The 24,735-nt window shown below is 68.7% G+C and carries 32 protein-coding genes; 28 read left to right on the top strand and 4 right to left on the bottom strand.

What is annotated here, in order from left to right:
• The 22 genes from rpmC (at position 1) to rplQ (ending at position 10,519) form a co-directional block, all read left to right on the top strand.
• Complete coding sequence (gene rpmC, locus IFSED24_RS11035; RefSeq protein ID WP_491331521.1) at positions 1 to 207, top strand: 50S ribosomal protein L29; 207 nt, start codon at positions 1 to 3, stop codon at positions 205 to 207.
• A 43-nt stretch (positions 208 to 250) separates the two neighbouring features.
• The gene (gene rpsQ / locus IFSED24_RS11030) at positions 251 to 514 is read left to right on the top strand and encodes a 30S ribosomal protein S17 (RefSeq protein WP_491331520.1); all 264 of its coding nucleotides are present in this window, start codon (positions 251 to 253) and stop codon (positions 512 to 514) included.
• Between the two features lie 18 nt (positions 515 to 532).
• Complete coding sequence (gene rplN / locus IFSED24_RS11025) at positions 533 to 904, top strand: 50S ribosomal protein L14 (protein WP_491331519.1); 372 nt, start codon at positions 533 to 535, stop codon at positions 902 to 904.
• Positions 904 to 1,218, top strand: a complete 315-nt coding sequence (gene rplX, locus IFSED24_RS11020) for a 50S ribosomal protein L24 (protein WP_491331518.1) — start codon at positions 904 to 906, stop codon at positions 1,216 to 1,218. Before rplN ends, rplX begins: the two co-directional genes overlap by 1 nt.
• Before the next feature lie 34 nt (positions 1,219 to 1,252).
• Positions 1,253 to 1,792: a 50S ribosomal protein L5 gene (gene rplE / locus IFSED24_RS11015; protein ID WP_491331517.1), complete on the top strand. Its 540-nt coding sequence runs from the start codon at positions 1,253 to 1,255 to the stop codon at positions 1,790 to 1,792.
• A gap of 14 nt (positions 1,793 to 1,806) precedes the next feature.
• Positions 1,807 to 1,992, top strand: a complete 186-nt coding sequence (locus tag IFSED24_RS11010) for a type Z 30S ribosomal protein S14 (RefSeq protein WP_491331516.1) — start codon at positions 1,807 to 1,809, stop codon at positions 1,990 to 1,992.
• A 19-nt stretch (positions 1,993 to 2,011) separates the two neighbouring features.
• A complete protein-coding gene (rpsH, locus tag IFSED24_RS11005) occupies positions 2,012 to 2,419 on the top strand; it encodes a 30S ribosomal protein S8 (protein ID WP_491331515.1) in 408 nt (135 codons plus the stop codon).
• A 25-nt stretch (positions 2,420 to 2,444) separates the two neighbouring features.
• The gene (gene rplF, locus IFSED24_RS11000) at positions 2,445 to 2,984 is read left to right on the top strand and encodes a 50S ribosomal protein L6 (RefSeq protein ID WP_491331514.1); all 540 of its coding nucleotides are present in this window, start codon (positions 2,445 to 2,447) and stop codon (positions 2,982 to 2,984) included.
• A 16-nt stretch (positions 2,985 to 3,000) separates the two neighbouring features.
• Entirely contained in the window at positions 3,001 to 3,378 is a 378-nt protein-coding gene (gene rplR / locus IFSED24_RS10995; protein ID WP_491331513.1) for a 50S ribosomal protein L18, read from the top strand.
• Between the two features lie 106 nt (positions 3,379 to 3,484).
• Entirely contained in the window at positions 3,485 to 3,664 is a 180-nt protein-coding gene (locus IFSED24_RS10990) for a hypothetical protein (RefSeq protein WP_491331512.1), read from the top strand.
• Entirely contained in the window at positions 3,649 to 4,197 is a 549-nt protein-coding gene (rpsE, locus tag IFSED24_RS10985) for a 30S ribosomal protein S5 (protein WP_491331511.1), read from the top strand. The genes IFSED24_RS10990 and rpsE overlap by 16 nt, the downstream gene beginning before the upstream one ends.
• Positions 4,190 to 4,372, top strand: coding sequence for a 50S ribosomal protein L30 (gene rpmD, locus IFSED24_RS10980; RefSeq protein ID WP_491331510.1), 183 nt, complete (start codon positions 4,190 to 4,192; stop codon positions 4,370 to 4,372). Before rpsE ends, rpmD begins: the two co-directional genes overlap by 8 nt.
• 2 nt (positions 4,373 to 4,374) lie before the next feature.
• Positions 4,375 to 4,836, top strand: a complete 462-nt coding sequence (gene rplO, locus IFSED24_RS10975) for a 50S ribosomal protein L15 (protein ID WP_491331509.1) — start codon at positions 4,375 to 4,377, stop codon at positions 4,834 to 4,836.
• Positions 4,837 to 4,884: 48 nt separating this feature from the next.
• Positions 4,885 to 6,180, top strand: a complete 1,296-nt coding sequence (gene secY / locus IFSED24_RS10970; protein WP_491335050.1) for a preprotein translocase subunit SecY — start codon at positions 4,885 to 4,887, stop codon at positions 6,178 to 6,180.
• Between the two features lie 19 nt (positions 6,181 to 6,199).
• Complete coding sequence (gene map, locus IFSED24_RS10965) at positions 6,200 to 6,994, top strand: type I methionyl aminopeptidase (RefSeq protein WP_491331508.1); 795 nt, start codon at positions 6,200 to 6,202, stop codon at positions 6,992 to 6,994.
• Between the two features lies 1 nt (position 6,995).
• Positions 6,996 to 7,214: a translation initiation factor IF-1 gene (gene infA / locus IFSED24_RS10960; RefSeq protein ID WP_491331507.1), complete on the top strand. Its 219-nt coding sequence runs from the start codon at positions 6,996 to 6,998 to the stop codon at positions 7,212 to 7,214.
• 18 nt (positions 7,215 to 7,232) lie between these two features.
• The gene (gene rpmJ / locus IFSED24_RS10955) at positions 7,233 to 7,346 is read left to right on the top strand and encodes a 50S ribosomal protein L36 (RefSeq protein ID WP_491331506.1); all 114 of its coding nucleotides are present in this window, start codon (positions 7,233 to 7,235) and stop codon (positions 7,344 to 7,346) included.
• A gap of 76 nt (positions 7,347 to 7,422) precedes the next feature.
• Positions 7,423 to 7,791, top strand: coding sequence for a 30S ribosomal protein S13 (gene rpsM, locus IFSED24_RS10950; protein ID WP_491331505.1), 369 nt, complete (start codon positions 7,423 to 7,425; stop codon positions 7,789 to 7,791).
• Between the two features lie 13 nt (positions 7,792 to 7,804).
• On the top strand, positions 7,805 to 8,209 hold the full coding sequence (gene rpsK / locus IFSED24_RS10945; RefSeq protein WP_491331504.1) for a 30S ribosomal protein S11: 405 nt from the start codon (positions 7,805 to 7,807) through the stop codon (positions 8,207 to 8,209).
• A 59-nt stretch (positions 8,210 to 8,268) separates the two neighbouring features.
• Positions 8,269 to 8,901 (top strand): 30S ribosomal protein S4, encoded by a 633-nt coding sequence (gene rpsD / locus IFSED24_RS10940; protein ID WP_491331503.1) that lies wholly within the window; start codon positions 8,269 to 8,271, stop codon positions 8,899 to 8,901.
• Between the two features lie 31 nt (positions 8,902 to 8,932).
• Positions 8,933 to 9,931 (top strand): DNA-directed RNA polymerase subunit alpha, encoded by a 999-nt coding sequence (locus IFSED24_RS10935; protein ID WP_491331502.1) that lies wholly within the window; start codon positions 8,933 to 8,935, stop codon positions 9,929 to 9,931.
• A gap of 12 nt (positions 9,932 to 9,943) precedes the next feature.
• Positions 9,944 to 10,519, top strand: coding sequence for a 50S ribosomal protein L17 (gene rplQ / locus IFSED24_RS10930; RefSeq protein WP_491331501.1), 576 nt, complete (start codon positions 9,944 to 9,946; stop codon positions 10,517 to 10,519).
• Positions 10,520 to 10,601: 82 nt separating this feature from the next.
• Here the strand turns inward: rplQ and IFSED24_RS10925 are convergent, their stop codons facing one another.
• Complete coding sequence (locus IFSED24_RS10925) at positions 10,602 to 12,344, bottom strand: FlgD immunoglobulin-like domain containing protein (RefSeq protein ID WP_491331500.1); 1,743 nt, start codon at positions 12,342 to 12,344, stop codon at positions 10,602 to 10,604.
• A 281-nt stretch (positions 12,345 to 12,625) separates the two neighbouring features.
• Between IFSED24_RS10925 and IFSED24_RS10920 the strand changes: the two genes are divergently transcribed.
• The 4 genes from IFSED24_RS10920 to IFSED24_RS10905 are packed head-to-tail and all read left to right on the top strand — an operon-like array spanning position 12,626 to position 18,256.
• Positions 12,626 to 13,636 carry a beta-ketoacyl-ACP synthase III gene (locus tag IFSED24_RS10920; RefSeq protein WP_491331499.1) on the top strand — a complete coding sequence of 337 codons (1,011 nt, stop codon included), beginning with the start codon at positions 12,626 to 12,628 and terminating at the stop codon, positions 13,634 to 13,636.
• A gap of 28 nt (positions 13,637 to 13,664) precedes the next feature.
• Positions 13,665 to 14,606 carry an ABC transporter ATP-binding protein gene (locus tag IFSED24_RS10915; protein ID WP_491331498.1) on the top strand — a complete coding sequence of 314 codons (942 nt, stop codon included), beginning with the start codon at positions 13,665 to 13,667 and terminating at the stop codon, positions 14,604 to 14,606.
• On the top strand, positions 14,603 to 16,783 hold the full coding sequence (locus IFSED24_RS10910; RefSeq protein WP_491331497.1) for a hypothetical protein: 2,181 nt from the start codon (positions 14,603 to 14,605) through the stop codon (positions 16,781 to 16,783). Before IFSED24_RS10915 ends, IFSED24_RS10910 begins: the two co-directional genes overlap by 4 nt.
• Positions 16,784 to 18,256: a hypothetical protein gene (locus tag IFSED24_RS10905; RefSeq protein WP_491331496.1), complete on the top strand. Its 1,473-nt coding sequence runs from the start codon at positions 16,784 to 16,786 to the stop codon at positions 18,254 to 18,256.
• A 4-nt stretch (positions 18,257 to 18,260) separates the two neighbouring features.
• Here IFSED24_RS10905 and IFSED24_RS10900 read toward each other — a convergent pair whose 3' ends face one another.
• Positions 18,261 to 19,670, bottom strand: a complete 1,410-nt coding sequence (locus tag IFSED24_RS10900) for a M23 family metallopeptidase (protein WP_491331495.1) — start codon at positions 19,668 to 19,670, stop codon at positions 18,261 to 18,263.
• Positions 19,671 to 19,780: 110 nt separating this feature from the next.
• On the opposite strand from IFSED24_RS10900, the gene IFSED24_RS10895 reads away from it, so the two are divergent.
• On the top strand, positions 19,781 to 21,772 hold the full coding sequence (locus IFSED24_RS10895) for an integrin alpha (protein WP_491331494.1): 1,992 nt from the start codon (positions 19,781 to 19,783) through the stop codon (positions 21,770 to 21,772).
• 295 nt (positions 21,773 to 22,067) lie between these two features.
• Positions 22,068 to 22,943 carry an ion transporter gene (locus IFSED24_RS10890; protein WP_491331493.1) on the top strand — a complete coding sequence of 292 codons (876 nt, stop codon included), beginning with the start codon at positions 22,068 to 22,070 and terminating at the stop codon, positions 22,941 to 22,943.
• Positions 22,944 to 23,026: 83 nt separating this feature from the next.
• Here the strand turns inward: IFSED24_RS10890 and IFSED24_RS10885 are convergent, their stop codons facing one another.
• Together IFSED24_RS10885 and purE are read right to left on the bottom strand one after the other, a co-directional pair.
• Complete coding sequence (locus tag IFSED24_RS10885; RefSeq protein ID WP_491331492.1) at positions 23,027 to 24,193, bottom strand: 5-(carboxyamino)imidazole ribonucleotide synthase; 1,167 nt, start codon at positions 24,191 to 24,193, stop codon at positions 23,027 to 23,029.
• On the bottom strand, positions 24,190 to 24,648 hold the full coding sequence (gene purE, locus IFSED24_RS10880) for a 5-(carboxyamino)imidazole ribonucleotide mutase (RefSeq protein ID WP_491335049.1): 459 nt from the start codon (positions 24,646 to 24,648) through the stop codon (positions 24,190 to 24,192). Before purE ends, IFSED24_RS10885 begins: the two co-directional genes overlap by 4 nt.
• Positions 24,649 to 24,735 lie beyond the last annotated feature (87 nt).

The raw sequence follows: 24,735 nt of genomic DNA, 5'->3' as shown, positions 1-24,735 counted from the left end.
ATGGCCATGAAGAAAGCCCACGATTTGCGCGACCTCACCCTCGAGGACCTCGAGAGCCTCGAGCGGGAGAAGGCCGAAGAGCTGATGAACCTCAGGCTGCGGCTGAAGCTGCGGCAGGTCGACAACCCCCTCTCGGTGCGGAACGCCCGGCGGGAGCTGGCGACCATCAAGACGGTCATCACCGAGAAGAAGCAGGCGGCGGTCTAACGCCGATCAGGCCTCCCGGCGTGGGGGCACAGGAGAAGGAAAGATGGGAAGCACTGAACGCAACCTGAGGGCGGCCCGGATCGGAACGGTGGTGTCCGCCGCGATGGACAAGACCGTCGTCGTCAAGATCAATCGGCGTTTTCCGCATCCGCTCTACAAGCGGATCATCACGCGGTCGGCCAAGCTGGTCGCCCACGATGAGGAGAACGAGTGCCGCGTTGGCGACGTGGTGAAGTTGATGAGCACCCGTCCCCTCTCCAAGACCAAGCGCTGGCGGGTCGCGGAGATCCTCGAGAAGGCCAAGTAGGCCCCGGAGGCAGGAGTCATGATTCAGGAATCCACGCGTTTCACCATCGCGGACAACTCCGGCGCCAAGACGGCCCAGTGCATTCGCGTTCTGGGCGGCACGCGCCGCCGGTACGCCCGCGTGGGCGACATCGTCGTCGCCGCGGTGAAATCGGCCATCCCCAACGGCAACGTCAAGAAGGGGCAGGTCGTCAAGTGCGTCATCGTGCGCACCAAGAAGGAGATCGGGCGCAAGGACGGCAGCTACATTCGCTTCAGTGAGAATGCGGCCGTCATCATCAACCCCGACAACTCGGAGCCGGTCGGCACGCGCATCTTCGGGCCGGTGGCCCGCGAGCTGCGTGACAAGCGGTTCATGAAGATCGTCAGCCTGGCCCCGGAGGTGCTGTGATGCGGATCAAGAAGGGCGATCTCGTCTGCGTCATCTCCGGCAACGACAAGGGCAAGCAGGGCAAGGTGCTCAAGGTGTTCCCCGAGGCCCAGCGGGTCATCGTGGAGAAGATCAACATGATCAAGCGGCACCAGCGCCCCAACCAGATGAACCCTCAGGGTGGCATTGTCGAGAAGGAAGCCCCCGTGCACGCCTCCAATGTGATGCTGGTGTGCCCCAACACGAAGAAGCCGACCCGCATCGGCAAGGAGATCCTGTCCGACGGTAGCCGCGCTCGCGTCAGCAAGAAGAGCGGCGAGATGCTGAGCGACTAGGAAGACGGAGGAAGGCCAGATGACAGCCAAAACGATGCCACGGCTCCGCGAGACCTTCGAAACCGAGGTCAAGGCGGCGCTGCAGGAGAAGTTCGCATACGGGAGCGCGATGCAGGTCCCCAAGCCGGTGAAGGTGGTCCTGAACATGGGCCTCGGCAAGGCGATCGCGAATCCCAAGGTGCTCGAGGTGGCGATCCAGGAGCTGGAGACCATCGCCGGCCAGAAGCCGGTGCAGACGCGCGCTCGGAAGTCGATCTCGAACTTCAAGCTGCGTGAGGGCATGCCCATCGGTGCCCGCGTCACTCTGCGCCACGACCGGATGTGGGAGTTCCTGGACCGGTTCATCAATGTCGCGTTGCCGCGTATCCGCGACTTCCGCGGCGTTTCGACGCGCCTCAGCGGCCAGGGCGATTATACGCTTGGCCTGAAGGATCAGCTGATCTTCCCGGAGATCGACTACGACAAGGTGGACGAGCCCCGGGGCATGAACGTGACCATTGTGACCACTGCCACGACGGATGAAGAGGGCCGGGAACTCCTGCGCCTCCTCGGCATGCCGTTCCGGCGTTCCTAACGGGAGGAAGCGAGTTGGCGCGCAAGTCTTTGATCGCCAAGGCCAATCGGCCGCCCAAGTTCAAGGTTCGGGCCTATAACCGGTGCCGCCGCTGTGGACGGTCCCGGGCTTACATGAGGCGCTTCGGCATCTGTCGCATCTGCTTCCGGGAACTGTCCCTCGAGGGCATGATCCCCGGTATCAAGAAGGCCAGCTGGTAGCGTACGAGGAGACGAGACGATGAGCATGACCGATCCCATCGCGGATATGCTGACCCGGGTCCGCAACGGTATTCAGGCCGGGCACCGTAAGGTGGAGATTCCTGCCTCGAACACCAAGAAGGCCATCGCCGAGGTGCTCAAGGAACAGGGCTACCTCAGCAAGATCGAGGAGATCAACGACAGCCCCCAGGGGACGCTGCTCGTGTACCTGAAGTACTACGATCGCGACGGCCAACGCATCGGCGTGATCGAAGGCATCCGCCGCGTCAGCCGACCGGGCCGGCGGATCTTCGCCGGCAAGGGCCAGATCCCCAAGGTCTGTGGCGGTTACGGTATCTCCATCCTGTCCACCAATGAAGGTATCCTCACCGGTCACCAGTGCCGTCAGCGCGGCATCGGCGGCGAGGTGCTTTGCGAGGTCTGGTAAGCCGTCAGGCCGCGGAGGAAGTGCAATGTCCCGCATCGGTAAGAATCCCATTCCCATCCCCGCCGGCGTCACCGTCGCGGTCGAGGGAACAATCGCCACGGTCAAGGGGCCCAAGGGCGAGCTCAAGCAGCATGTCCCCGAGGGGCTGAACTACGAGCAGGCCGACGGTCAGCTCGAGATCACCCGCCCCGACGAGTCCAAGACCATGCGGGCTCGCCACGGCCTGGTGCGTGCGTTGATCGCCAACCAGGTTCAGGGCGTGACCGAGGGATGGCAGAAGAAACTGGAGATCGAGGGCGTGGGCTATCGCGCCGCGGTCAAGGGCAAGGTGCTCGACCTGCAGCTGCAGTTCAGCCATCCGCTCGAGTATCCCATCCCCGATGGGATCGCCATCGAGTGCCCCGAGCCCACCAAGATCGTGATCTCGGGCATCGACAAGCAGAAGGTCGGCCAGGTGGCCGCCGAGATCCGCGCCTTCCGCAAGCCCGAGCCCTACAAGGGCAAGGGCATCCGTTACGAGGGCGAGCACATCCAGCGCAAGGCCGGCAAGGCCGCCGGCAAGTAGCGGCGACCGGAGGTGAATGATGAGCGCAAGTGACAAGACGAGGCGGGCGGCCTGGCTCAAGCGCAAGCGGCGCGTGGGCAAGCGGCTGCACGGTACCGCCGAGAAGCCCCGGCTGACGGTTTTCCGCAGCCATCGCTACATCTACGCCCAGCTGGTCGATGACGACCAGGGGCAGACCCTTCTGGCTTGCAACGTGGCCGCTGCGGGCGACTGTGAGCTTCCCGAGGGTATCGATGGCAAGCGGGCTGCGGCCTACAAGGTCGGCCATGCTTTGGCCGAGCAGGCCAAGGCCAAGGGGCTGGCCAAGGTGATTTTCGACCGGAACGGTTACCTCTACCACGGGCGCGTTGCCGCCCTGGCCCAGGGCGCCCGCGACGGCGGACTCGAGTTCTAGAGTGCCAAGGCCCGGCGCAGCCGGGCGCACGTAAAGAGGAGCAGGAACCCGATGGCGGATATGAATAACAACTCTCGTCCGGGGACTCCCCCCCGAGGTGGTCGCGGTGGCGGACGTGGTCCCGGTGGTCCCGGCGGTCCCGGTGGTCCCGGCGGACGTGGACCCGGCGGTCCTGGTGGTCGGCGCGGTCCCGGTGGCCCTGGTGGCCCTGGCGGCCGTGGTGGCCCGGGTGGCCGCGATCGCGGCCGGGGCGACCGTGAGCAGTCCGACTTGCTCGAGAACGTGATCAACATCAACCGCGTGGCCAAGGTGGTCAAGGGTGGCCGTCGCTTCAGCTTCAGCGCCATCGTGACCGTCGGCGACGGCAAGGGCCGCGTGGGCGTGGCGATGGGCAAGGCCAACGAGATCTCCGACGCCATCCGCAAGGCCGGTGAGAACGCTCGGCTCGCCATGACCAGGGTGCCCATCCTCAAGGAGAGCATCCCTTACCAGGTGATCGGCCGCTTCGGCGCCAGCCGCGTGCTGCTCAAGCCGGCTTCGCCCGGTACCGGAGTGATCGCCGCCGGTGGCGTGCGCGCCATCCTCGAGGCGGCGGGCGTCCGCAACATCCTGACCAAGCAGCTCGGCTCGCGGAACCCGAACAACGTGGTCAAGGCCACCATGGACGGACTGCGCCAGCTGCGCACCGCCGAGGATTTCGCGGCCAAGCGCGGTCTGACCGTGGCCGAGGTGCTGGGCATGACCCGGACCGAGAAGCCGGCTGATCCCGCGCCCACGCCCGATCCCGAGCCGGAGAAGGAGGCCGCCAGCGATGAGTAAGCTGAAGGTCACCCAGATCAAGAGCGTCATCGGTCGGCCCCAGCCTCACCGGCTGGTCATCGAGTCCCTGGGCTTGCGGCACCACCAGATGACCGTGATTCACGACGACAGTCCCGCCATCCGCGGCATGCTGCACAAGGTGCGGCACCTGGTGCGGGTCGAAGAGGTGGAGTAGACATGCTGAAGCTCAACGACATCAACGCGCCCCGCGGGGCCAACCGCGAGAAGAAGCGGCGTGGTCGCGGTCCGTCCTCCGGACAGGGCAAGACCAGTGGGCGGGGGCACAAGGGCCAGAAGGCCCGCTCCGGCGGCGGCGTGCCGCCCTGGTTCGAGGGCGGTCAGATGCCCCTGAACCGGCGGCTGCCCAAGCGCGGTTTCACGAATATCTTCAAGAAGCACTACCAGCTGGTGAACCTGGATCAGCTCGAGGGCCGCTTCGAGGCCGGTCAGCAGGTCGACGGTGTCACCCTGGCCGAGGCCGGGCTGATCAAGTACGCCGAGCGGCCCGTGAAGCTGCTCGGTCGTGGCGAACTCAGCAAGCAGCTCACGGTCGCGGTCGACAAGGCCAGCCAGACCGCCGTGAAGGCCATCGAGGCCGCCGGCGGTTCGGTGACCGTCAAAGAGCATGATTCGCAGTAGTCTCGGAGCAGAAGGCGCGCACCACCAGCAAAGGAAGCAGCCTTGAATATCGCTGGCAGCTACCAATCGATGTTCAAGATCCCCGAATTGAAGCGGCGGATCCTGTTCACGGCATTCATCCTGGTGATCTACCGACTCGGTAGTCACATCCCCGTGCCCGGCATCGACCGTGGCGCCATGGCCGACCTGTTCGCCGGCCTGCAGGGGACGTTCGCCGGCCTGTACGACATGTTCGCCGGCGGCAACCTGAGCAACGCCACGATCTTCGCCCTGGGCATCATGCCCTACATCAGCGCCTCCATCATTCTCCAGCTCTTGCAGGCGGTGGTCCCGTACTTCGAGAAGCTGGCCAAGGAAGGCGAGGAGGGGCGCAAGAAGATCAACCAGATGACCCGCTACGGCACGGTGGCGCTGGCCCTGGTGCAGAGCTTCGGCATGAGCTTCGCGGTCGAGAGCATGGGCGTGGTCGCCTATCCCGGCCTGGCGTTCAAGCTCATGTTCGTGCTGACGCTGACCACGGGCACCATCCTGGTGATGTGGCTGGGTGAGCAGATCACCGAGCGCGGCATCGGCAACGGCATCTCGCTGATCATCTTCATCGGGATCGTGGCCCGTTATCCCTCGGATGTGCTGCGCACCCTGACCCAGCTGCAGGACGGCAGCATGCACTGGTTCAAGCTGATCATCATCCTGGCGTTCATGCTCGCCGTGATCGCGGGCATCATCGCCATCACCCAGGGGCAGCGGAAGATCCCGGTGCAGTACGCCAAGAAGATCGTGGGCCGCCGGGTCTACGGCGGCGCGAGCACCCACATCCCGTTGCGCGTGAACACCGCCGGCGTGATCCCGATCATCTTCGCCCAGTCGATCATCATGTTCCCGGCGACGCTCGGCGGTTTCTTCCAGGATAGCGATTTCTGGCAGTCGCTGAGCCGGCTGTTCACGCCGCCGCACCTGGTCTACGTGGTGGTCTACTCGGCCCTGATCATCCTGTTCGCCTACTTCTACACCGCGGTGATCCTGAACCCGCGGGACGTGGCGGACAACCTGAAGAAGCAGAGCGGCTTCATCCCGGGCGTGCGCCCGGGCAACAAGACCGCTGACTACATCGACCGGGTGCTGACCCGCGTGACGCTGCCGGGCGCCGTGTTCCTGGCCGCCATCGCGATCCTGCCCGATCTGATGATCAGCTTCCTGAACGTGCCGTTCTATTTCGGCGGCACCGGGCTGCTGATCGTCGTCGGTGTGGCGCTGGATACCCTGCAGCAGATCGAGTCGCATCTCGTGATGCGCCATTACGACGGGTTCATGAACAAGGGCCGTTTGCGCGCCCGCCGGACCTGATCGCGGATGAGGTTGTAAGGTGTCCTGGGCGAAGTTGAAGATCCGGCGCAAATCGCCGGAACAGATCGAGAAGATGGAGGCCAGCGGCAGGATCCTGGCCTCGGTCTTCCTGGAAGTGCGCAAGCTGGTCGAGCCGGGGGCAACCACCGGCGCCATCGACCAGGCGCTCGAGAGCATGATCCGCGATGCAGGCTGCGTGCCCTCGTTCAAGGGGTATCACGGCTTTCCGGCCTCGGCCTGCATCTCGGTGAACGAGGAGGTCGTCCACGGGATCCCGGGCAGCCGGGTCCTCGAGGCGGGCGACATCGTCGGGATCGATATCGGGCTGATCAAGGACGGCTGGCACGCCGACAGCGCCGAAACCCTGCCCGTGGGCGAGGTGACGACCGAGGCGGCCCGCTTGCTGGACGTGACCGAGGAGTGCCTCTGGCGCGCCATCGGCGCCATCGCTCCCGGCAAGCGACTGTCGGTGATCGGCACCGCGGTGGAGACCCTGGCCCGTGAGCAGGAATTCTCCGTGGTGGAGACCCTGGTGGGACACGGCATCGGTGAACAGATGCACGAGGACCCCCAGGTGCCCAACTATCGTTGCTTCAGCATGCCCGACCCCGTGATGGACGAGGGGCTGGTCATCGCCATCGAGCCGATGATCAACGTGGGCACGAAGCGCGTGGTGACCCTGGCGGACGGTTGGACGGTGGTGACCGCCGACCGCAAGCTCTCGGCTCACTTCGAACATACCGTGGCCGTCACGGCCAACGGGCCCCGGATCCTGACCGATCGGCCGCGCCGATCGGCGCAAGGAGAGCAGTAGAATGGCGAAGGAAGAGGGAATCAGCGTCGAAGGGATCGTGATCGAGGCCCTGCCCAATGCCATGTTCAGGGTGGAACTCGAGAATGGCCACGTGGTTCTCGCGCACGTTTCGGGCAAGATGCGCATGCATTTCATCCGCATCCTGCCCGGAGACAAGGTGACCGTGGAGCTGTCTCCCTACGACCTTACCCGCGGACGCATCACCTACCGTTACAAGTAGGGCGGCCGAGGAGGCATCATGAAGGTTCGCACGAGTGTGAAGAAGGTCTGCCCCAAGTGCAAGATCATCCGCCGCAAGGGTGTGGTGCGCGTGATCTGCATCAACCGCCGCCACAAGCAGCGGCAGGGGTAGCAGGAAACGGTCGCGGCCGGGCGACGGCGCAACGAGCCCGACGCGATCGTGGTTGGACGAAGAAAGGAGCCCACTAGTGGCACGCATCGCCGGCGTCGATATTCCGAACGAGAAGCGGATCTCGACGTCCCTGACCTACATCTACGGGATCGGCCCCTACCGGGCCACCGAGATCTGCCGCAAGGCCGATATCGATCCCGAGTTGAAGACCAGGGACCTCACCGAGGAAATGACCCGCAAGATCATCGGGATCATCGACAAGGATTACCAGGTGGAGGGTTCGCTGCGCACGGAGCTCTCGATGAACATCCAGCGTTTGATGGACATCGGGTGCTATCGCGGCCTGCGGCACCGCCGCAAGCTGCCCTGCCGGGGCCAGAACACCAAGAACAACGCGCGCACCCGCAAGGGGCCGCTCTCTCGGCCCGGCGGCATGAAGAAGTAATAGGAGGTAGCACGTGGCCACGGCCAAGGACAAGCGCGCCAAGGCACGCAAGACCAAGAAGCGGAAGTTCGACAGTGTGGGCGTCGCCCACATCAAGTCGTCCTTCAACAACACTCTGATCACCATGACCGACCTGCAGGGCAACGTGTTGACGTGGTCCAGCGGCGGGCATCAGGGCCGGTACAAGGGCAGCCGCAAGTCGACCGCCTTCGCCGCCCAGCTCGCGGCGCGTTTCTGCGCGCAGGAGGCCATCCAGGGTGGGATGAAGAAGGTCGAGTGCTGGATCAAGGGACCGGGTTCGGGTCGTGAAGCTGCCATCCGCAGCCTGAAGGCCGAGGGTCTCGAGGTCATCCGCATCAAGGACTGCACGTCGATCCCGCACAATGGCTGCCGCCCCGTCAAGCGGCGCCGCATGTAACTGTTGATCGAATTGGGCGCTGCGGCCGAGGCCGCCGGACGCCACGGAGGTTCCATTTCATGGCAAGGTACACTGGTGCGAAGTGCAAGCTTTGCCGCCGCGAGGGGATGAAGCTGTTTCTCAAGGGCGAGCGCTGCTACTCGAGCAGCTGCGCCATGGAGCGCCGGCCTTACGGGCCGGGGCAGCATGGCCGTCGCCGTGGGCGTAAACCCTCGGACTACAAACTCCAGCTGCGTGAAAAGCAGAAGGTGCGCTCGATCTACGGCGTGCTGGAGCGTCAGTTCCGCCTCTATTATGCCGAGGCCAACCGGCGCAGTGGTCCGACGGGTGAGAACCTCTTCAACCTCCTCGAGAAGCGGCTCGACAACGTCGTCTATCGTCTGGGCTTCGCCCCCTCGCGGGACTCGGCCCGACAGCTCGTCCGTCACAAGCACGTGCTGCTGGACGGCGAGGTCTGCGACATCCCCAGTGCGCAGCTGCGCCTGGGCCAGCAGGTGAGCATCCGGGTCAAGAGCCGGAACATTCCCACGGTCGCCGACGCGGTCAAGAGTGCCGCCCGGCGCGAGCGTCTGCCCTTCGTCGAGGCGGACGACCAGAACCTGGTGGGCAAGCTGATCGCCGAGCCGCAGCTCAGCGACTTGCCGGTCCCGATCCAGGAGAACCTGATCGTGGAGCTCTACTCGAAGGTCTAGGCTGAATCGCTGAGCGGAAGGGATGACACGTATGCGCTGGGTCAATATGATGATGCCCGACGGAGTCAAGGTCCGTCAGGAGACGCAGACCAAGACCTTCGCCGAGCTGGAGATCGCGCCCCTCGAGGGCGGGTTCGGACACACGCTGGGCACGGCCCTGCGCCGCGCCCTGCTCTCGAGCATCCATGGGCACGCGATCACGGCTGTCCAGATCGAGGGTGTGCAGCACGAGCTGAGCACCCTGCCCAACGTGCTGGAAGATGTCACCGACATCGTCCTGAACCTCAAGCAGGTGGTCTTCGCCCTGTCCGACGCGCCGTCCGGCTGGGCGACCATCGAAGCCACCGAGCCTGGTCCGGTGACCGCGGGCATGATCCAGGGCCACCCCGAACTCGAGGTGTGCAACCCGGATCTGGTCATCTGCAACATCACCGAGGAAGGCAAGTTCTCGGGCCGGGTCTACATCGACCTGGGCCGGGGCTACGTCGACCGTGAGGTCCACGAGATCCCCGACGAGGTCATTGGCGTGATCCGCATGGATGCCAACTTCTCGCCGGTGAAGAAGGTGGCCTACCGGGTGGAGGACACCCGCGTCGGCCAGCGGACCGACTACGACAAGCTGATCCTCGAGATCACCACCAATGGCGCCATCAAGCCCGAGGACGCCATCGGCTTCGCGGCCAAGCTGCTCAAGGACCACTTCCAGGTCTTCATCAACTTCGACGAGGCGCCGATCGACGCCCAGGAGATCGAGGTCGACGAGGAGCAGGAGCGGCAGATCGAGCTGCTGGCGCGGAGCGTCGAGGAACTGGAGCTGTCCGTGCGTTCGGCGAACTGCCTGAAGAGCGGCAACATCCAGACCATCTTCGACCTGGTGACCAAGAGCGAGAGCGAGATGCTGAAGTTCCGGAACTTCGGCCGCAAGAGTCTGAACGAGATCGCGGAGATCCTGGAGGGTATGAGCCTTGGCTTCGGTATGGCCTTCGACGAAGAAGTCGTCGGTAAGGTCAAGGCCAGGACTTCGGAATAAGGACGGAGTACCATGCGTCACAGTTACAGCGGTCGCAAGCTGAACCGCACACCGTCGCATCGCAAGATGCTGTACCGCAACCTGGTGACGGCCCTCTTCGAGCACGAGCGCATCCAGACCACGGTCGTCAAGGCCAAGGAGGCGCGATCGCTCGCCGAGCGGCTCATCACCTTCGCCAAGCGGGGTGACCTGCACGCGCGCCGGATGGCCGCGCGCAAGGTCAACGACCCCGCCGTGCTGCAGAAGCTGTTCGAGGAGATCGGACCTCGCTATGCCGAGCGTCCCGGCGGCTACACGCGCATCCTCAGGATGAGCGGTGTCCGCAAGGGCGACGGCGCCGAGATGGCCATCCTCGAGCTGGTGGATAACACGGTGCGGCCCAAGTCGCTCGACACCAAGAAGCGGCAGAAGGCGCGCAAGATCCTCAAGAGCGAGGAGAAGGCCGAGGCCAAGCAGGCGCTCCAGGAAGCCGCCGAGGAACTGGCGGCGGTGACGGAGACCGCGGCAGCCGAGGAGGCCCCCGCGGCTGACGAGGCTCCCGAGGCCGAGGTCGGCGCGGACGAGGACGAGGAGAAGAAGGAGGACTAGTCCTCCGGAGGCTTCACGCCGTTCCCGATAGACGAGGACCCCGACCAGACGGTCGGGGTCCTTTTCGTGCCTGGCGGCGAGCTCAGCGCAGCTTCACCAGCCGACCGCTGGCGGTCTCGCCGCCGGCCTGCAGCCGGAACAGATAGATGCCGCTGCTGGCCTGGCGCCCCGAGGCGTCCTGACCGTCCCACTGGATGCTCCGTGCCCCGGCCGCGGCGGCCGGCTGGGTGATGGTCCGCACGCGGCGGCCGGCCACGTCATAGACCTCCAGGCGCACCGGACCCGGCCGGTCTTGCTGGAAGCGGATCCGGGTGTTGCCGTCGAAGGGGGACACCGCGCTGATGATGTCCAGGCCGCCGCCGGCCGGCGGCGTCACGCCGGTGGTGTCGAGGATCTGATCGATGGCCGCGGCGAGGTCGGGCCGCGGGCCGATCTCCTGGGTGGGGTCGAGGTGGTCGATGCCGGTGTCGTGGAGGAGCTGGCGCAGCTCGAGCGGGGTCATGGTCTCGGCGTAGGCGGCCTTGGCGATGCCCTGCAGGCAGAGCGCGCTGCCGGCGATCATGGGCGAGGCGCCGCTGGTGCCGCCGAAGTTGGCCGTGTACCACGTGGTCGCGGACGACCCGCCCTGGAGGTCGCCGTAACCCGTGGTCACGATCTCCGACCCCCAGGCGTGGACGTCCATGCGCGAACCGTAGTTGGTGAACCACTCGGCCACCCGGCCGGTGGGGGTGCCGGCGCCGACCATGATGGCGCCCGAGTCGCGGACCTCGCGGTCGAAGATCCCGTTCCAGAAGCCGGCGTCCAGGTCCTGGCTTCCGTTGGCGCCGGCCTCGACGCAGACCACGTCGAGAGCCCAGCAGCTGGTCCAGATCGCGTCGAAGTTGGCCTGCAGATATTCCATGGGGGTGGCGTCGCGGCCCGGCGGATACATCTGCAGCTCGATGAGCCAGACGTCGCCCGGGCGCAGCGCCTCGGCGGCTTCGAGGAAGTAGTGCGGCACGTCGGGCCACTCGTCCACCGTGATGGCCACGGTGCCCCACTCGGCCTCGTGGGCGAAGCCGGTGATCCCGTAGGCGTTGTCGTTGCCCACGACCTCGCCCATGACCGCGGTGCCGTGGTCCAGGTAGTCGGGATCGGCGCCGCCGCTGCCGTAGAACTGCTTGAAGACGTCGAAGTCCTCGTGGGCGAAGACCCAGCCCAGCTCGACGTCGATGAACCGCATGCCCTGGCCCAGGCCGCCGGGCACCGCCCAGGCCGCCGGGGCGTCGAGGCCGACGGGGGTGTCGTAGAGGTAATCCTGCAGGCCGGTGAAGTCCGGGGTGGGCAGCCGGAGTGCGGCTGGCGCCTCGCTGCGCAGCACCGCCAGCTCGCAGACCGGCGCCGGATGCGCGATCTCCACCGCGGACAGCGCGTTCAGTGCGTTGAGCGTGGCGGCGAGCGAGGCGCGGCCCGCGGGCAGGCGCACGTCGAACCAGAGCGAGAGGTCGGGGCCGGGCTTGCCGTAGGCGGCCTCGCCCCGCGCCTTCAGCGCGGCGTAGCGCGCCGGATCGCCGGGGAAGGTGCGCCGCCGTTCGAGCGCGCTCTGGAGGATCTCGTTGACCGCGGTGAGGTCGGTGCGGTCGGCGGCCAGGAAGCGGTCGCCGGCCAGGGTGATCGCCGAACCCTCCACGAACTTCACGTGGAGCCAGGAGGCATCGAATTTGGCGAGGGCCGCGTCGGACCAGGCCACCACCGGACTGACGGCGCGGGTGGCCGTGTCGAGCGCCGTGGCCGCGGGGGCGAGGCCGAGGATCAGCAGCAGGCTGAGGGCGATGAAGGACCGCATGGGCAACTCCCGGTTTGTGGGGTGGTGCTGTTCGGTCCTATTTTACCATGATCGGGAGGTGGGCGGCCACCGATCTTGGGTCACGCCGCTCTGGACTTTCCCTCCCGCCGGCGCGATCTTTTCGCGACGCCACCATGAGGTGATCCGGGAATTCGCGCGGCCCGGCCGCGGCCGCGATATCGGCCCTTGATCGCGCCTCATGCCTCCTTTACCGTACGGGCCGGCCGCAGGCGAGGCTTCTGCGCGCGGCCTGGTTTTCAAGTAGAACCCGAAAGGATGCCATGACGGCACGGACGCTCTACTCCGCCGGCATCACCGGCACCGGCATGTCCTTCCCCGAGAAGGTGCTCTCCAACCACGATCTCGAGCAGATGGTCGACACCAACGACGCCTGGATCGTCGAGCGGACCGGCATCAAGGAACGCCGCATCGTCGAGCCCGGGACGCCCGCCTCGGTCCACGGCATCGAGGCCGCGCGCCAGGCCATGGCCATGGCCGGCGTCCAGCCCGAGGAGATCGACCTCATCGTGGTGCCCACGGTGACCCCGGACCACCTCTTCCCCAGCACCTGCTGCATCATCCAGGAGGCGCTGGGCTGCAAGAACGCCTGGGGCTACGACGTGGTGGCCGCGTGCAGCGGGTTCGTGTTCGCGCTGCAGACCGTGCGCGCGCAGGTCGAGTCGGGCGCGGTGAAGAAGGCGCTCGTGATCGGCACCGAGGTCATGTCCGCGATCACCGACTACACCGACCGCAACACCTGCATCCTCTTCGGTGACGGCGCCGGCGCGGTGGTGGTCGAGCGGCTGCCCGAGGGCGTCGAGGGCATCCTCGACCACATGCACTTCACCGACGGCGCCGGTGCGCCGTATCTTTACCAGCAGGCCGGCGGCAGCGCCAACCCGGCGAGCCACGAGACGGTCGACCAGAAGATGCACTTCATCCACCAGGAAGGCCGCGAGGTCTACAAGTACGCGGTGAAGGGCATGACCCAGGTCACGGTGGACATCCTCGCGCGCCACGGCCTCGTGGGCGAGGACGTCAAGCTCTTCGTGCCGCACCAGGCCAACCTGCGGATCATCGAGGCGGTGCAGCGCCGGGTTGGCCTGACCGACGAGCAGGTGGCGGTGACCATCGACCGTTTCGGCAACACGACAAGCGCCACCATCCCCTCGGCGCTGCACATCAATCAGGAGGCGGGAGTGCTGAAGCCCGGGGACATCGTCGTGCTCGCCGCCTTCGGCGCCGGCTTCACCTGGGGCAGCACGCTGCTGCGCTGGACGGTCGGGCTCTGATTCACCGCGCCACCCGCAGGGGGACGCCATGATCGAGGTCCGCAACCTGACCCGACGCTACGGGCCGGTCACCGCGCTGGCCGACGTGAGCTTCCACGTGGCCGAGGGCGAGATCGCCGGCTTCCTGGGGCCCAACGGCGCCGGCAAGTCCACCTGCATGAAGATCCTCACCGGCAGCCTGGCCCCCACCCGGGGCCAGGTCCGTCTGGGCGGCATCGACGTCCAGGCGCGCCCGCTCGCTGCCCGCCGCCTCGTGGGCTTCATGCCCGAGAACGTGCCGCTCTATCCCGACAGCACGGTGCGCGAGCTGCTGCGGCTGGTGGCCGAGCTGAAGGGCGTCGACCGCTCCACCATCGGCAGCCACCTCGACGACGTCATGGCCCACTGCGGCCTGACCGCCATGGCCGACCGCCTGGTGGGCCACCTCTCCAAGGGCTACCGCCAGCGCACCGGCCTCGCGCAGGCGCTGGTGGGCGACCCGCCGATCCTGATCCTCGACGAGCCGAGCAGCGGCCTGGACCCGCACCAGATCGTGGAGATCCGCCAGCTCGTGCGTGGTTTCCGCGGCCAGAAGACGGTGCTCCTCTCGAGCCACATCCTGGCCGAGGTGGGGCAGGTCTGCGAGCGCGTGCTGATCCTCGACGAGGGCCGGCTGGTCTGCGAGGAGCGCGCCGAGAACCTCACCGACCGCGAGGGAGCCGCCGTGGTGGTCCTCAGCTGGGACGGCAACCGCGAGGCGGTGGGCCGCGCACTGGCCGAGGTGGTGGGCGAGGACGCGGTGAACCTCACCGCCGCCGGGGCCGAGGTCTCCATCGCCGGCAACCCCGTGGAGATCAAGCCGCGGCTGGTGGAGTCGGTGCTGCGGGCCGGCGGCAAGCTGCAGGGGCTCGAGGACCGCGGCCCCACCCTGGAGGACCTCTTCCTGCGCCTCACCGGGGCGGCTCCCGACGAAGGGGAGGCCCCGCGATGAGGCAGATCCTCGCCATCTACCGCCGCGAGCAGCGCGCGTTCTTCACCAGTACCATGGCGCCCATCATCGCCGCGGGCTTCCTGGTGCTCACCGGCCTGTTCTACTACCTCTTCGTGCTGGGCTACGCCGAGATCTCCGAGACCACCCTGCGCAGCGGCCGACCGGTGTTCCTCAGCCTGCACGCGGGGATCTTCCATCGACTCTACGGCGACGTGGTGATCTTCCTGGTGTTCCTGCTGCCGGCGGTGACCATGCGGCTCGTGAGCGGCGAGTACCGCAGCGGCCGCTACGACCTGATCGCCAGCTGGCCCGTACCCGAGCGGCACTGGATCCTGGGCAAGTGGCTGTCGGCCATGGCGGTGGCCAAGGCGCTGCTCCTGGGCACGGCGTTCTACTTCGGCGTGACCTGGCTGCTGGGCGGCATGGCCGACGCCCCGGTGCGCCCCGACTGGCAGCCCATGGTGACCGCGCTGCTGGGCCTGGTCCTGCTCGCCGCGGCCATCTCGGCCTGGGGCCTGGCGGCCTCGGCCATGCTCGAACATCAGGCCGCCGCCTATTTCCTGGGGTTCGCGGTGGGGTTGGGGCTGTTCCTGGTGGGCCAGCTCGAGGTCTTCCTGCCCGGCGTGCTCGGCCGCGCGGCCGGTCAGCTCGCGCTGGGCAACCACTTCCTCCGCTTCGCCGGCGGGGTGGTCGACCTGCGCGACGTGGTCTACTTCCTCGGCGTGGCGGCGGTGGGCCTGGCGGTGGCCGAGGCTGCGCTCGCCCAGCGGCGCCTGCCCGTGGCCCGGCGCGGCCGGCCGTGGCTGCGGGTCCTGGTGGTCCTGGCGGTGGCGGTCTTCCTGCAGGCGGTGGCCGAACGGCGGCCGCTGCGCGTGGACCTGACCCCCAACAAACTCTACAGCCTGGCGCCCCAGACCGAGCAGATCCTGCGCGTGCTCGACCGCGAACGCACCAGCCAGGCGGGCGAGCCTTTGCCCGCGCCCCGGGTCGAGGTGCTCGCCTTCTACCACAACCTCGACGGCGCCCGCCAGAACATCCAGGCGCTGCTGCAGTCGTTCGCCGATCAGACCGCGCAGCTCGAGTTCCGCGTCCTCGACCCCAACCAGGAACCCGAACTGGTCCACGAGTACGGAGTGAACCAGGCGCGCACCGTGGTTCTGGTCTGCGACGACCGCCAGCGCACGCTGCTCGAGCCGGACGAGGGCCAACTCGCCGGTGCCATCTACCGCCTCGCCACCGACACCCGCCCGGTGCTGTACTGGCTGCTCGGCCACGGCGAGGCGCGCCTGGACATGGAGGACACCGGCGGCGCCTTCACGCTGGCCGAGGCGCTTCGCGACGCCGGCTACGCGGTCCGGCCGCTGGTGCTGCCCGAGCGGCTTCACCTGCCCGCCGACGCGTCGGCGGTGATCTGGGCCGGTCCCAAGCTCGACCCCGCCCCGGAGGTCCTGGCGGTCCTCGGCGACTACCTGCGTCGCGGCGGCGCCATGGCCTGCTTCTTCGGCCCCGACTCACCGCCGGGCGTTGGCGCCTGGACCGAGGAATTCAACGTCCGCCAGCTCGACGACGTGGTGGTGGCGCCCAACCGCGCCGGCGCCTACGTCGGGGTCGGCCTGCGCACCGTCACCGTGGTGGACGGCTACGGCGTCCACCCCACCGTCCACAACCTCAAGGGCAACGCCACCACCTTCCCGCTGGTCCAGACCCTGCGCCACGTCCAGCCCGAGATGCCCGGCATCCACGGCGACATCATCCTGGTGACCGGTGCCGACACCTGGGCCGAGACCGACCCCGAGGTCCGCTACTCCGGCACCCCGAGCTTCGACCCGCCGGCCGACCGCCGCGGCCCCACGCCCTTCGGCGTGGCGCTGCAGATCGCCCCGGCCGACTCCACGATCACGTCCACCGGCCGCCTGATCATCGTGGGCAGCAGCGGCTTCGTCACCAACAGCAACATCCTGCAGTACGCCAACAGGGATCTGGCCCTCAACCTGGTGGGCTGGCTCGCCGCCGAGGAGGACCTGCTGGGCATCCGCGGCCGCCGCATCAGCTACCAGCCGCTGGTCCTCGGCGACCGGACCAAGGAGACCCTGGGCTGGGTCTCGGTCCTGGCCTGGCCCGGCCTGGTGGGCCTGGCCTGGTTCGGCCTGGCGCTGCTGCGACAGCGGAGGCACTAGATGCGGCGCTGGCTGCTACGCACGGGGTCGATCCTGGTGGCCGTGGCCGTCGGGGTCGGCTTGTGGATCTGGTCAGGCGGCGATCCGAGCCAGGGCCGGGGGCTCACCGGCGGCCCGCTCTTCCCCTTCTCGCCCGACGAAGTGATGTCGCTGGAGATCGTCCGCACCGGTGGCGTCCAGCGGCTCGAGCGCACCACCGACGGCGGCTGGCGGCTGACCGGCCTGGTTGACGATCTGGTCGATCCCGAGCGCCTGGAACCCATCCTCGCCACCATCGTGGGCGGCGAGGGCCAGCCGGTGCTGGCGGGCACCGAGCCCGACGAGCGGCGCTTCGGTTTCGGCAGCGAGGACGCGCTCGAGCTGGTCTTCCACCTCCGTGGGGGCGGCCGCGACCGCCTCGCGGTGGGTTCGGCCAACCCGGCCTCGGGCATGATCTACGCCAGCGGTGCCGGCCGTGCCGGGGTCTTCGGCGTCGGCGGCGGCCTGTACGCCAAGGCGGTGCGCCTGCCCGACAGCGCGCGCTGGTCCGATCTGCTCCCCGGAATGCGCCTCGCCGACCTGGATTCGCTGCACCTGGCCCGCCGCGGCGCCGATCCGCTGCGCTTCGCCCGCGGCGTCGACGGCCGCTGGTGGCTCCACGGTTCCGGCGGCCCCGAAGCCCTCACCGGCCGCGCCGCTCGCTACCACGGCCTCTACCGCGACCGCACCGAGCAGCGCGACGGCGTCTGGTGGTTCTTGGCCGACAGCGATCGCCTGGACCGGCTCGTGTTCCGCGCCTGGGACACCAACGTGGTCCAGTTCCCGGCCCCGGGCACGATCTCCGCCGACCTCCTGGCCGAGCTGGGTCTCGTGCCGCCCTATCGCCAGCTCACCTTCTTCGGTCCGGGCGCCCGCACACGCCGCCTGGCCTTCGGCGAGGAGCAGGACGACCTCACCGTGCTCGCCCGCCGCGAGGACGCGCTGGTGGTCACCCGCAGCGAGGCGCTCCGCCCCGCCGAGGGCCCCGTATCGGACTTCCTCGACCTGGGCCCGTTCAGCTTCCGGATCGCCGACGCCGACAGCTTCCGCCTCGACCAGCCCGACCGTCCCCTGCTTTGGGGCCGCCGCGCGCCCGACGTCGCCCAGCGCAAACGCGACCTCGAGAGCATCTGGGACGCGGTGGTGCCCGCCGGCTGGCGCGCCACCTTCGGCCTCGAGGTGGTCGGCGACCACCTCAACGACATGCAGTTCAACCTGGACCGCCTGGCGGCCCTGGCGGTGCGCGACCCCCGGCCCGCCGACCCGCTGGCCCGCACGGATCGCTGGCGCCTGCGCGCCTGGTACGGCGAGGACCGTGAGTGCGAGGTCTGGCTGGGCAGGTTGACCGCGAGCGGCGAGGCGGCGGTGTGGGATCCCGCCGACGGCAAGGTGATCGTGGTGCCGGAGGAGATCCTGGTCTCGCTGCGTAACCTGCGCCACGACCTGGGGCGCTGACGGGCTAGTCCGCCGCCCGCACCAGCGGCGGCACCTCGCGCTCGGCGCGCGACCGCGGATTCCACCACGGCGCGGCGTCCTCATCGAGCGCGGTGATGGCCACCGGCGTCTCGGGTGCGTCGACCGCCAGCTCGGCCAGCGCGGTGTCGTAGGCGTGGCACAGCGCGAAGTAGCTGGCCTGCTCGGCCTCGGGCACCGGCGCTGCAGGGGGCAGCTTCAGCTTGCGCGGATTGACGAACGTCCCGCCCTTCTTCACCCGGAAATCCAGATGCGGCCCGGTGGCGTAGCCGGTGGCGCCGACGTAGCCGATGACGTCGCCCTGGCGCACGTGCTTGCCCTTGGCGAGGCCGCGCGCGAACCGCGAGAAGTGCAGGTAATAGGTCTCGTATTCGCGGTTGGTGTGGCGGATGCGCACGTAGCGGCCGTTGGCCTTGTTGCGGCCCAACTCCACCACGGTGCCGTCGCCGGCGGCCCACACCGGGGTGCCGACAGGGGCGGCGTAGTCGATACCCAGGTGCGGCATGTTCCGGCCGAGCACGGGATGGCGGCGGTTGTAGCTGAAGTTGCTCGAGATGCGCGAGTAGTTCAACGGCGCGCGCATGAGCTGCTTCTGCTGGTTCTTGCCTTCCGGGTCGTAGTAGCCGGCCTTGCCGTCGCGCAGGGTGTAGCGGTAGGCGCCCAGGTCGCGGCCGGCGCCCTGGTAGCGGCACGCCAGGATGGGGCCGGTGCGCACGAACGCGCCGTCCTTGTAGATCTCCTCGTAGACGATGCGGAAGGTGTCGCCACGGCGGGGGTCGCGGCTGAAGTCCAGGTCCCAGCCCAGGACGTCGTTCATCTTGGCGGCGAGGTTCAGCGGCGCGCCGCACGCCTGGAGGCTCTCGTAGAGGCTGGTCTCGATGGCCCCGCTGATGCCCACGGTGCGGTGTTCCACGGGGTAGGTGCCCAGTTCCTGGTCGAAGCTGCCGTCTTCTTGCCGCTGGTAGCGGACCCAGCTCTCCAGATCGAGGTCGAAGCCGAAGCTGGCCAACTCGCCACGGACCGACAGTTCCACGGCGAAATGCTCGCCCTGGCGGACCTTGCGCAGGTCGCGGAAAGGCTTGACCGACCGCACCAGCGCCATGATGTCCTCGTGGGGGATCGCCAGCGCCTCGAGGGCCTCGTAGAAGGTCTGGCGCGGCTGGATGCGCAGATCAACCGTACGGCCCAGGGCCGGGCCTGCAGCGCCGGTCTCGACGAGAGCGGGCTCGGGATCGGGCAACAGCGGTGGCGCGGGGGGGAGGTGCTCCACGGGGCCGCCGGCGCCCAGCGCGGCGTCGGCCACCAGGCCGGTCTGCGGGGCGTCCAGGCGGGCCAGCAGGCCCAGACCGCCGAGGGCGGCCAGGAACACGATTGTCAAGATCAACTGGCGTTTCATGATCCTCGATCTGGTTTGGCCGGGGTCTTGCTAAGATGACCCTGCAACCTGCCGGCAAGCAAGGGTTTTTCTGCACGTACCGTGCCGGTGTTCTGCCATGGAGGTCCACCGTGCGTTCGACGTCCCTAACCTTCCTCGTCGTATCCTGCCTGGCCACCGCGGTCCTCGCCGCAGACTACCTGCGCGACGAGGGCGGATCCGCACCATTGCAGCTCGGCAACTGCGTCAGCGCCCTGGAGGACCAGGACGGCGACGGTTGCTGGGAGCTGCTCGTCGGCGCGCCCGGATACAACGGCTCGGGCATGGATGCCGGCCGCGCCTATCTCTGGATCGGCGGCCTGGAACTGACCTTGAATGCCAATGAAGATTGGACCGGCGCGAGCCCCGAGCGTTTCGGCTTCGCGGTGAGCCGCATCGGCGACGTCGACGGCGACGGCACCGGCGACTGGGCCGTGGGCGCCCCCATGGCCAACAACGCCGGCAGCGAGGCCGGTCGGGTCTACGTCTTCTACGGCGACTGGCCGCTGCCCACCACCCCGGATCTGGTCCTCGAGGGCCCGGCGCCCGGCGGCCGCTTCGGCTGGTCCATCGCCCCGCTGGGCGATTTCGACGGCGACGGTCGCGACGACTTCGCCGTGGGCGCCCCGCGCACCAACACCGGCGGCCTGCAGGCCGGTGCCGCCTACGTCTTCTACGGCGCGAACGGCGGCCCCGCCACGGCGCCCGACCTCACCCTTGTCGGCGGCACTGCCTACGGGCACTTCGGCTGGTCGGTGGCCGGCGTGGCCGACTTCCTCGGCGGCAGCGCCAACTGCCTGGCCGTGGGCGCTCCCAGCCACAACACTCCCAGCTCGGCGATCCAGGGCTCGGTCTTCGTCTACCAGGGCACCACCTCGCCCAACCCCGGCCCCGACACCACGGTCGACCTCACGCTGCAGACCAGCGCCACCGCGGCCGCCAACAACGAGTTCGGCTTCAGCATCGCGGGCATCGGCAGCTACGACGGCGACAGCGATCCCGACCTCGTGGTCGGCATCCCCTACTACAACGGTAGTGCCACCCTGGCGGGCCGCGCCGAGATCTTCTATGGCGGCCTGGACGCCGATGATGAATCCGACCGCTACGCCGACGGTCCCGCCGCCAACGCCCACTTCGGCTGGTCGGTGGCCGGGGTCGGCGACATCGCCGGCACCAGCCGTCCCGACGTGGTGGTGGGCGCGCCCTATGACGATGCCGTGGCCACCGACGCCGGCCGCGCCTTCATCTGGGAGGGCGGCGACGGCAACGTCAGCGACGCCGACAACCTGACCCTCGTCGACCGCGGCACCCCCGTGGCCGGCACCGAGGCCGACGACCGCTTCGGCTACTGGGTCGCCTGGGCCGGCGACCTCGACGGCGACACCCGCGACGACTACGCCGTGGGCGCCCCCGGCGGCAACGTGGCCACCCTGGCGGTGGCAGGCTGGGTCCGTTTCCTCGACAGCAGCGGCGACGCGGTGCCCGCAGAGCTCGGCGCCTGGGCTTGCCGCTGGACGGCCGACGGAGCGCTCGAGGGCGCCATCGGCCTCACCGTCCCCGCCGACGCTGTGGCAAGCGTCTCCGTGACCCGCCGCGACCTGGCCGCCGGCACGAGCACCATGCTGCACGCCGGTCCCGCCGACGGTCGCACCGTCCGCGTCGACGGCCGGCAGCTCCAGCTCACCGACCCGGACGCGGCCTACCAGACCTCGGGCCTCGTGGCCTACGACCTCACCGTCACCCTGAGCGACGGCGCCACCCTGGTCCGCCAGGCGCTCGCCGGCCCCGACCAGCCGGCTCCCGCCGCCTTGCTGCAACTCGGCGCCGCGCATCCCAACCCCTTCAACCCGCGCACGGTCCTCGACTTCCGCGCCCAGGCCGGCGCCGCAGTCGAGCTGGGCGTCTACGACCTCGGCGGCCGACAAGTGCGCACGCTGCACGCCGGCCCGGCCACCGGGAGCTGGCAGCAGGCTGCCTGGGACGGACGCGACGAACGGGGCAGGGTGCAACCGGCCGGGGTCTACCTGGTGCGGATCGAGGCGGGGGATGCGGTGCGGCAGGGGCGCGTGGTGCTGGCGAAATAGGGTGCTTCATCCTCCGGCGGTCATGGATTATCCTGGTCGGGACGTCGCCTCGCCCGATCCCCCGCCAATTCGGCGGTGACGGCACCGTTCGCCGCCGACTGCGGCCTACCGGGCCTCGCCGCGGGCGCGGGGCTGATCCCTTGACGGTCCGTCGTCCGGCCCGATATTGCCGACTCGTCCCCCCGTGGATCCGCGCCGACCGGGCGACCGGCGGTGCCGATAGCAAGACCGAGGTCGGAACCATCCGGAGGCCGCCGTGACGCCCACCACGACGCTATCAACACATGAGCCAACAGTGCCGGCTTCTCGCATCGCGCGCCGGGCCAGCGCGATCGTGGGCTCGCCGGTCTTCCAGCGGGGCGTACTCGCGGCCATCCTGATCGGGGCGGCCGTCGTGGGTCTGGAGACCTACCCCGACCTCATGGCGCGCCACGGCGGCATCATCAAGTCCGTCGACTGGCTGGTGATCACGGCCTTCGCCGTGGAAGCACTGTTGAAGATGGCCCAGCATGGTCGGCGCTGGCCGCGGTACTTCCGCGATCCCTGGAATATCTTCGACTTCTCGATCCTCGTGGTCTGCCTGATGCCGGTCGGCGGCCACTTCGCCGCCGTGTTGCGTCTGGTCCGCGTGCTGCGGGCCCTGCGCCTCGTGACCGCCCTGCCGCGCCTGCAGATCCTGGTGGCGGCGCTCCTCAAGAGCGTGCCGTCCATGGGCTACGTGGGCGTGCTCCTGCTGCTGCTCTTCTACATCTACGGCGTGACGGGCGTGGCGCTCTTCCGCGACAACGATCCGGTCCATTTCGGCAACCTCAAGCTCTCGCTGTTGACCCTTTTCCGCGTGGTCACCCTCGAGGACTGGACCGACGTCATGTACATCCAGATGTACGGTTCCGACGTCTACCCCATCGACAACCCCATGGCGCCACCGTCCGCACCGCAGGCGCGGCCGTGGCTGGGGGCCGCCTACTTCGTCTCCTTCGTGCTCGTGGGCACCATGATCATGTTGAACCTCTTCATCGGGGTGATCATCGGCAGCATGCAGGAGGCGCAGGCGGAGGCGGAGCCTCCATGGCGGCGCGACCGTGATCACGAGCCGGCCATCGCGGCAGAACTGGCGGAGATCGGTGCGCGGCTCGACGCGCTGGGTAAACGGTTGCGCCATCCCGGTTGACGACGCCGGTACCCTTGCGGAAGCGAGCGCATCGCTCTCGCCGACGGCGCGAAGGGCGACCACCGATCAGGTAACCAGCCCGGTCAGACCTCACCCCGTGATCGTGGCGCCGACCGCCCGGCCGCCGCATCGCGCGCCGCGAGGACGCGCCGCCGGGCCTCGGCGGGCGTGGAGGCGAGGGCCGTGAGGTGCCCCATCTTGCGGCCGGGGCGCGCCTTCGCCTTGCCGTAGAGATGCAGCGCCACGCCGGGCGTGGACAGGGCGGCCGACCAGTCGGGCTCGCCGTCCTGCCAGAGATCGCCCAGCAGGTTGGCCATGGCGGCCGGAGCGACGGCCTCGGCGGAACCCAAAGGCAGACCGCAGACCGCGCGAACTTGCTGCTCGAACTGGCTGCAGTGGTGCGCGTCGATGGTGAGGTGCCCCGAGTTGTGAGGTCGAGGCGCCACCTCGTTGACCAGCAGCTCGCCGCCGGGTAACAGGAACATCTCCACGCAGATCACGCCCACCACGTCCCACGCCTCGAGTAGCGTGCTGGTGATGTCCCTGGCGCGGCGAGCCACGGCTCCGGGCAGCTCGGTCGGGGTGACGGAGAGGTCGAGGATGTGGTCGACGTGTCGGTTGACCACGGGGGCGTACAGCGCCAGCGAACCATCGAGGCCACGTGCGCCGACCACCGAGATCTCGTGTGCGAAGGCCGCCACCGCCTCGAGCACGCAGGGTGTCCGGCCGAGCTTCTCCCACGCGGCGCCGGCCTCGTTCACATCGTCGACGCGGACCTGGCCCTTGCCGTCGTAGCCCCAGGCGGCGGTCTTCAGGATGAACGGCGCGCCCACCTCGGCCACGGCCCGGGCGAGATCGGCCTCGCTGTCGACCGTGGCGAAGCGCACCACCGGCGCCCCGGCCGCCTGCAGGGCCTCCTTCTCGCGTCGCCGGTTCTGAGTGGTGTGCAACACCGAGCCCGCGGGTCTCACCGGCGCGTGCTCGGCCGCCGCGGCCGCCGTGGCGGCGGGCACGTTCTCGAACTCGAAGGTGACCACCGAGACCTCGGCGGCGAAGCGGCGCACGGCATCGAGGTCGTCGTAGGGCGCGCGGATCTCACGGTAGGCGATCTGGCCGGCGGGCGTGTCGTCGTCCGGTGCGAAGACGGTGACCCGGTAGCCCATCCGCCGGGCGGCCAGGGTGAACATGCGCCCGAGCTGGCCACCGCCCAGCACGCCCAGCGTGGCGCCGGGAAGGATGGGTCGGCTCATTCCAGCACCGCCGCCAGGGCCTTGGCGGCCTGCGTCTCGCGGAACCGCCGCAGCCGGGCGCGCAGCTCCTCGTCGGTGGTGCCGAGCATCCCCACGGCGAGCAGCGCGGCGTTGCGTGCGCCGGCTTCGCCGATGGCCAGGGTGCCCACGGGTACGCCGGCGGGCATCTGCACGATGCTCAGCAGTGAATCGACACCGCGGAGCACGCGGCTCTCCACCGGCACGCCCAGCACCGGCACCGTGGTGTGGGCGGCCACCATGCCGGGCAGGTGGGCGGCGCCGCCCGCGCCGGCGATGATGGCCCGCAGGCCGCGCGCCTCGGCCGCGCGGGCGTAGTCGGCCATGGCCTCGGGAGTGCGGTGGGCGGAGACCACACGGCTTTCGTGCGGAACGGCGAAGGACTCGAGCACCTCGGCCGCATGGCGCAGGGTGGGCCAGTCCGAGGAACTTCCCATGATGATACCCACGAGGGGCGGTTGGCTGATGGTCACGGTCGGCCTTCCGTTGGTGGGCCAGAGTTGATGAACGGCAATCTAGGCAAG

Source organism: Candidatus Latescibacter sp. IFSED24, from assembly GCF_058273205.1.
This window is presented reverse-complemented; position numbering and strand designations above follow the sequence as displayed.

Bases quoted from the DNA above. Each gene is read 5' to 3' on its own strand.
- rpmC (WP_491331521.1), top strand. From the start codon at position 1: ATGGCCATGAAGAAAGCCCACGATTTGCGCGACCTCACCCTCGAGGAC.
- rpsQ (WP_491331520.1), top strand. From the start codon at position 251: ATGGGAAGCACTGAACGCAACCTGAGGGCGGCCCGGATCGGAACGGTG.
- rplN (WP_491331519.1), top strand. From the start codon at position 533: ATGATTCAGGAATCCACGCGTTTCACCATCGCGGACAACTCCGGCGCC.
- rplX (WP_491331518.1), top strand. From the start codon at position 904: ATGCGGATCAAGAAGGGCGATCTCGTCTGCGTCATCTCCGGCAACGAC.
- rplE (WP_491331517.1), top strand. From the start codon at position 1,253: ATGCCACGGCTCCGCGAGACCTTCGAAACCGAGGTCAAGGCGGCGCTG.
- rpsH (WP_491331515.1), top strand. From the start codon at position 2,012: ATGAGCATGACCGATCCCATCGCGGATATGCTGACCCGGGTCCGCAAC.
- rplF (WP_491331514.1), top strand. From the start codon at position 2,445: ATGTCCCGCATCGGTAAGAATCCCATTCCCATCCCCGCCGGCGTCACC.
- rplR (WP_491331513.1), top strand. From the start codon at position 3,001: ATGATGAGCGCAAGTGACAAGACGAGGCGGGCGGCCTGGCTCAAGCGC.
- rpmD (WP_491331510.1), top strand. From the start codon at position 4,190: ATGAGTAAGCTGAAGGTCACCCAGATCAAGAGCGTCATCGGTCGGCCC.
- rplO (WP_491331509.1), top strand. From the start codon at position 4,375: ATGCTGAAGCTCAACGACATCAACGCGCCCCGCGGGGCCAACCGCGAG.
- infA (WP_491331507.1), top strand. From the start codon at position 6,996: ATGGCGAAGGAAGAGGGAATCAGCGTCGAAGGGATCGTGATCGAGGCC.
- rpmJ (WP_491331506.1), top strand. From the start codon at position 7,233: ATGAAGGTTCGCACGAGTGTGAAGAAGGTCTGCCCCAAGTGCAAGATC.
- rpsD (WP_491331503.1), top strand. From the start codon at position 8,269: ATGGCAAGGTACACTGGTGCGAAGTGCAAGCTTTGCCGCCGCGAGGGG.
- IFSED24_RS10935 (WP_491331502.1), top strand. From the start codon at position 8,933: ATGCGCTGGGTCAATATGATGATGCCCGACGGAGTCAAGGTCCGTCAG.
- rplQ (WP_491331501.1), top strand. From the start codon at position 9,944: ATGCGTCACAGTTACAGCGGTCGCAAGCTGAACCGCACACCGTCGCAT.
- IFSED24_RS10925 (WP_491331500.1), bottom strand. From the start codon at position 12,344: ATGCGGTCCTTCATCGCCCTCAGCCTGCTGCTGATCCTCGGCCTCGCC.
- IFSED24_RS10920 (WP_491331499.1), top strand. From the start codon at position 12,626: ATGACGGCACGGACGCTCTACTCCGCCGGCATCACCGGCACCGGCATG.
- IFSED24_RS10915 (WP_491331498.1), top strand. From the start codon at position 13,665: ATGATCGAGGTCCGCAACCTGACCCGACGCTACGGGCCGGTCACCGCG.
- IFSED24_RS10910 (WP_491331497.1), top strand. From the start codon at position 14,603: ATGAGGCAGATCCTCGCCATCTACCGCCGCGAGCAGCGCGCGTTCTTC.
- IFSED24_RS10905 (WP_491331496.1), top strand. From the start codon at position 16,784: ATGCGGCGCTGGCTGCTACGCACGGGGTCGATCCTGGTGGCCGTGGCC.
- IFSED24_RS10900 (WP_491331495.1), bottom strand. From the start codon at position 19,670: ATGAAACGCCAGTTGATCTTGACAATCGTGTTCCTGGCCGCCCTCGGC.
- IFSED24_RS10885 (WP_491331492.1), bottom strand. From the start codon at position 24,193: ATGAGCCGACCCATCCTTCCCGGCGCCACGCTGGGCGTGCTGGGCGGT.
- purE (WP_491335049.1), bottom strand. From the start codon at position 24,648: ATGGGAAGTTCCTCGGACTGGCCCACCCTGCGCCATGCGGCCGAGGTG.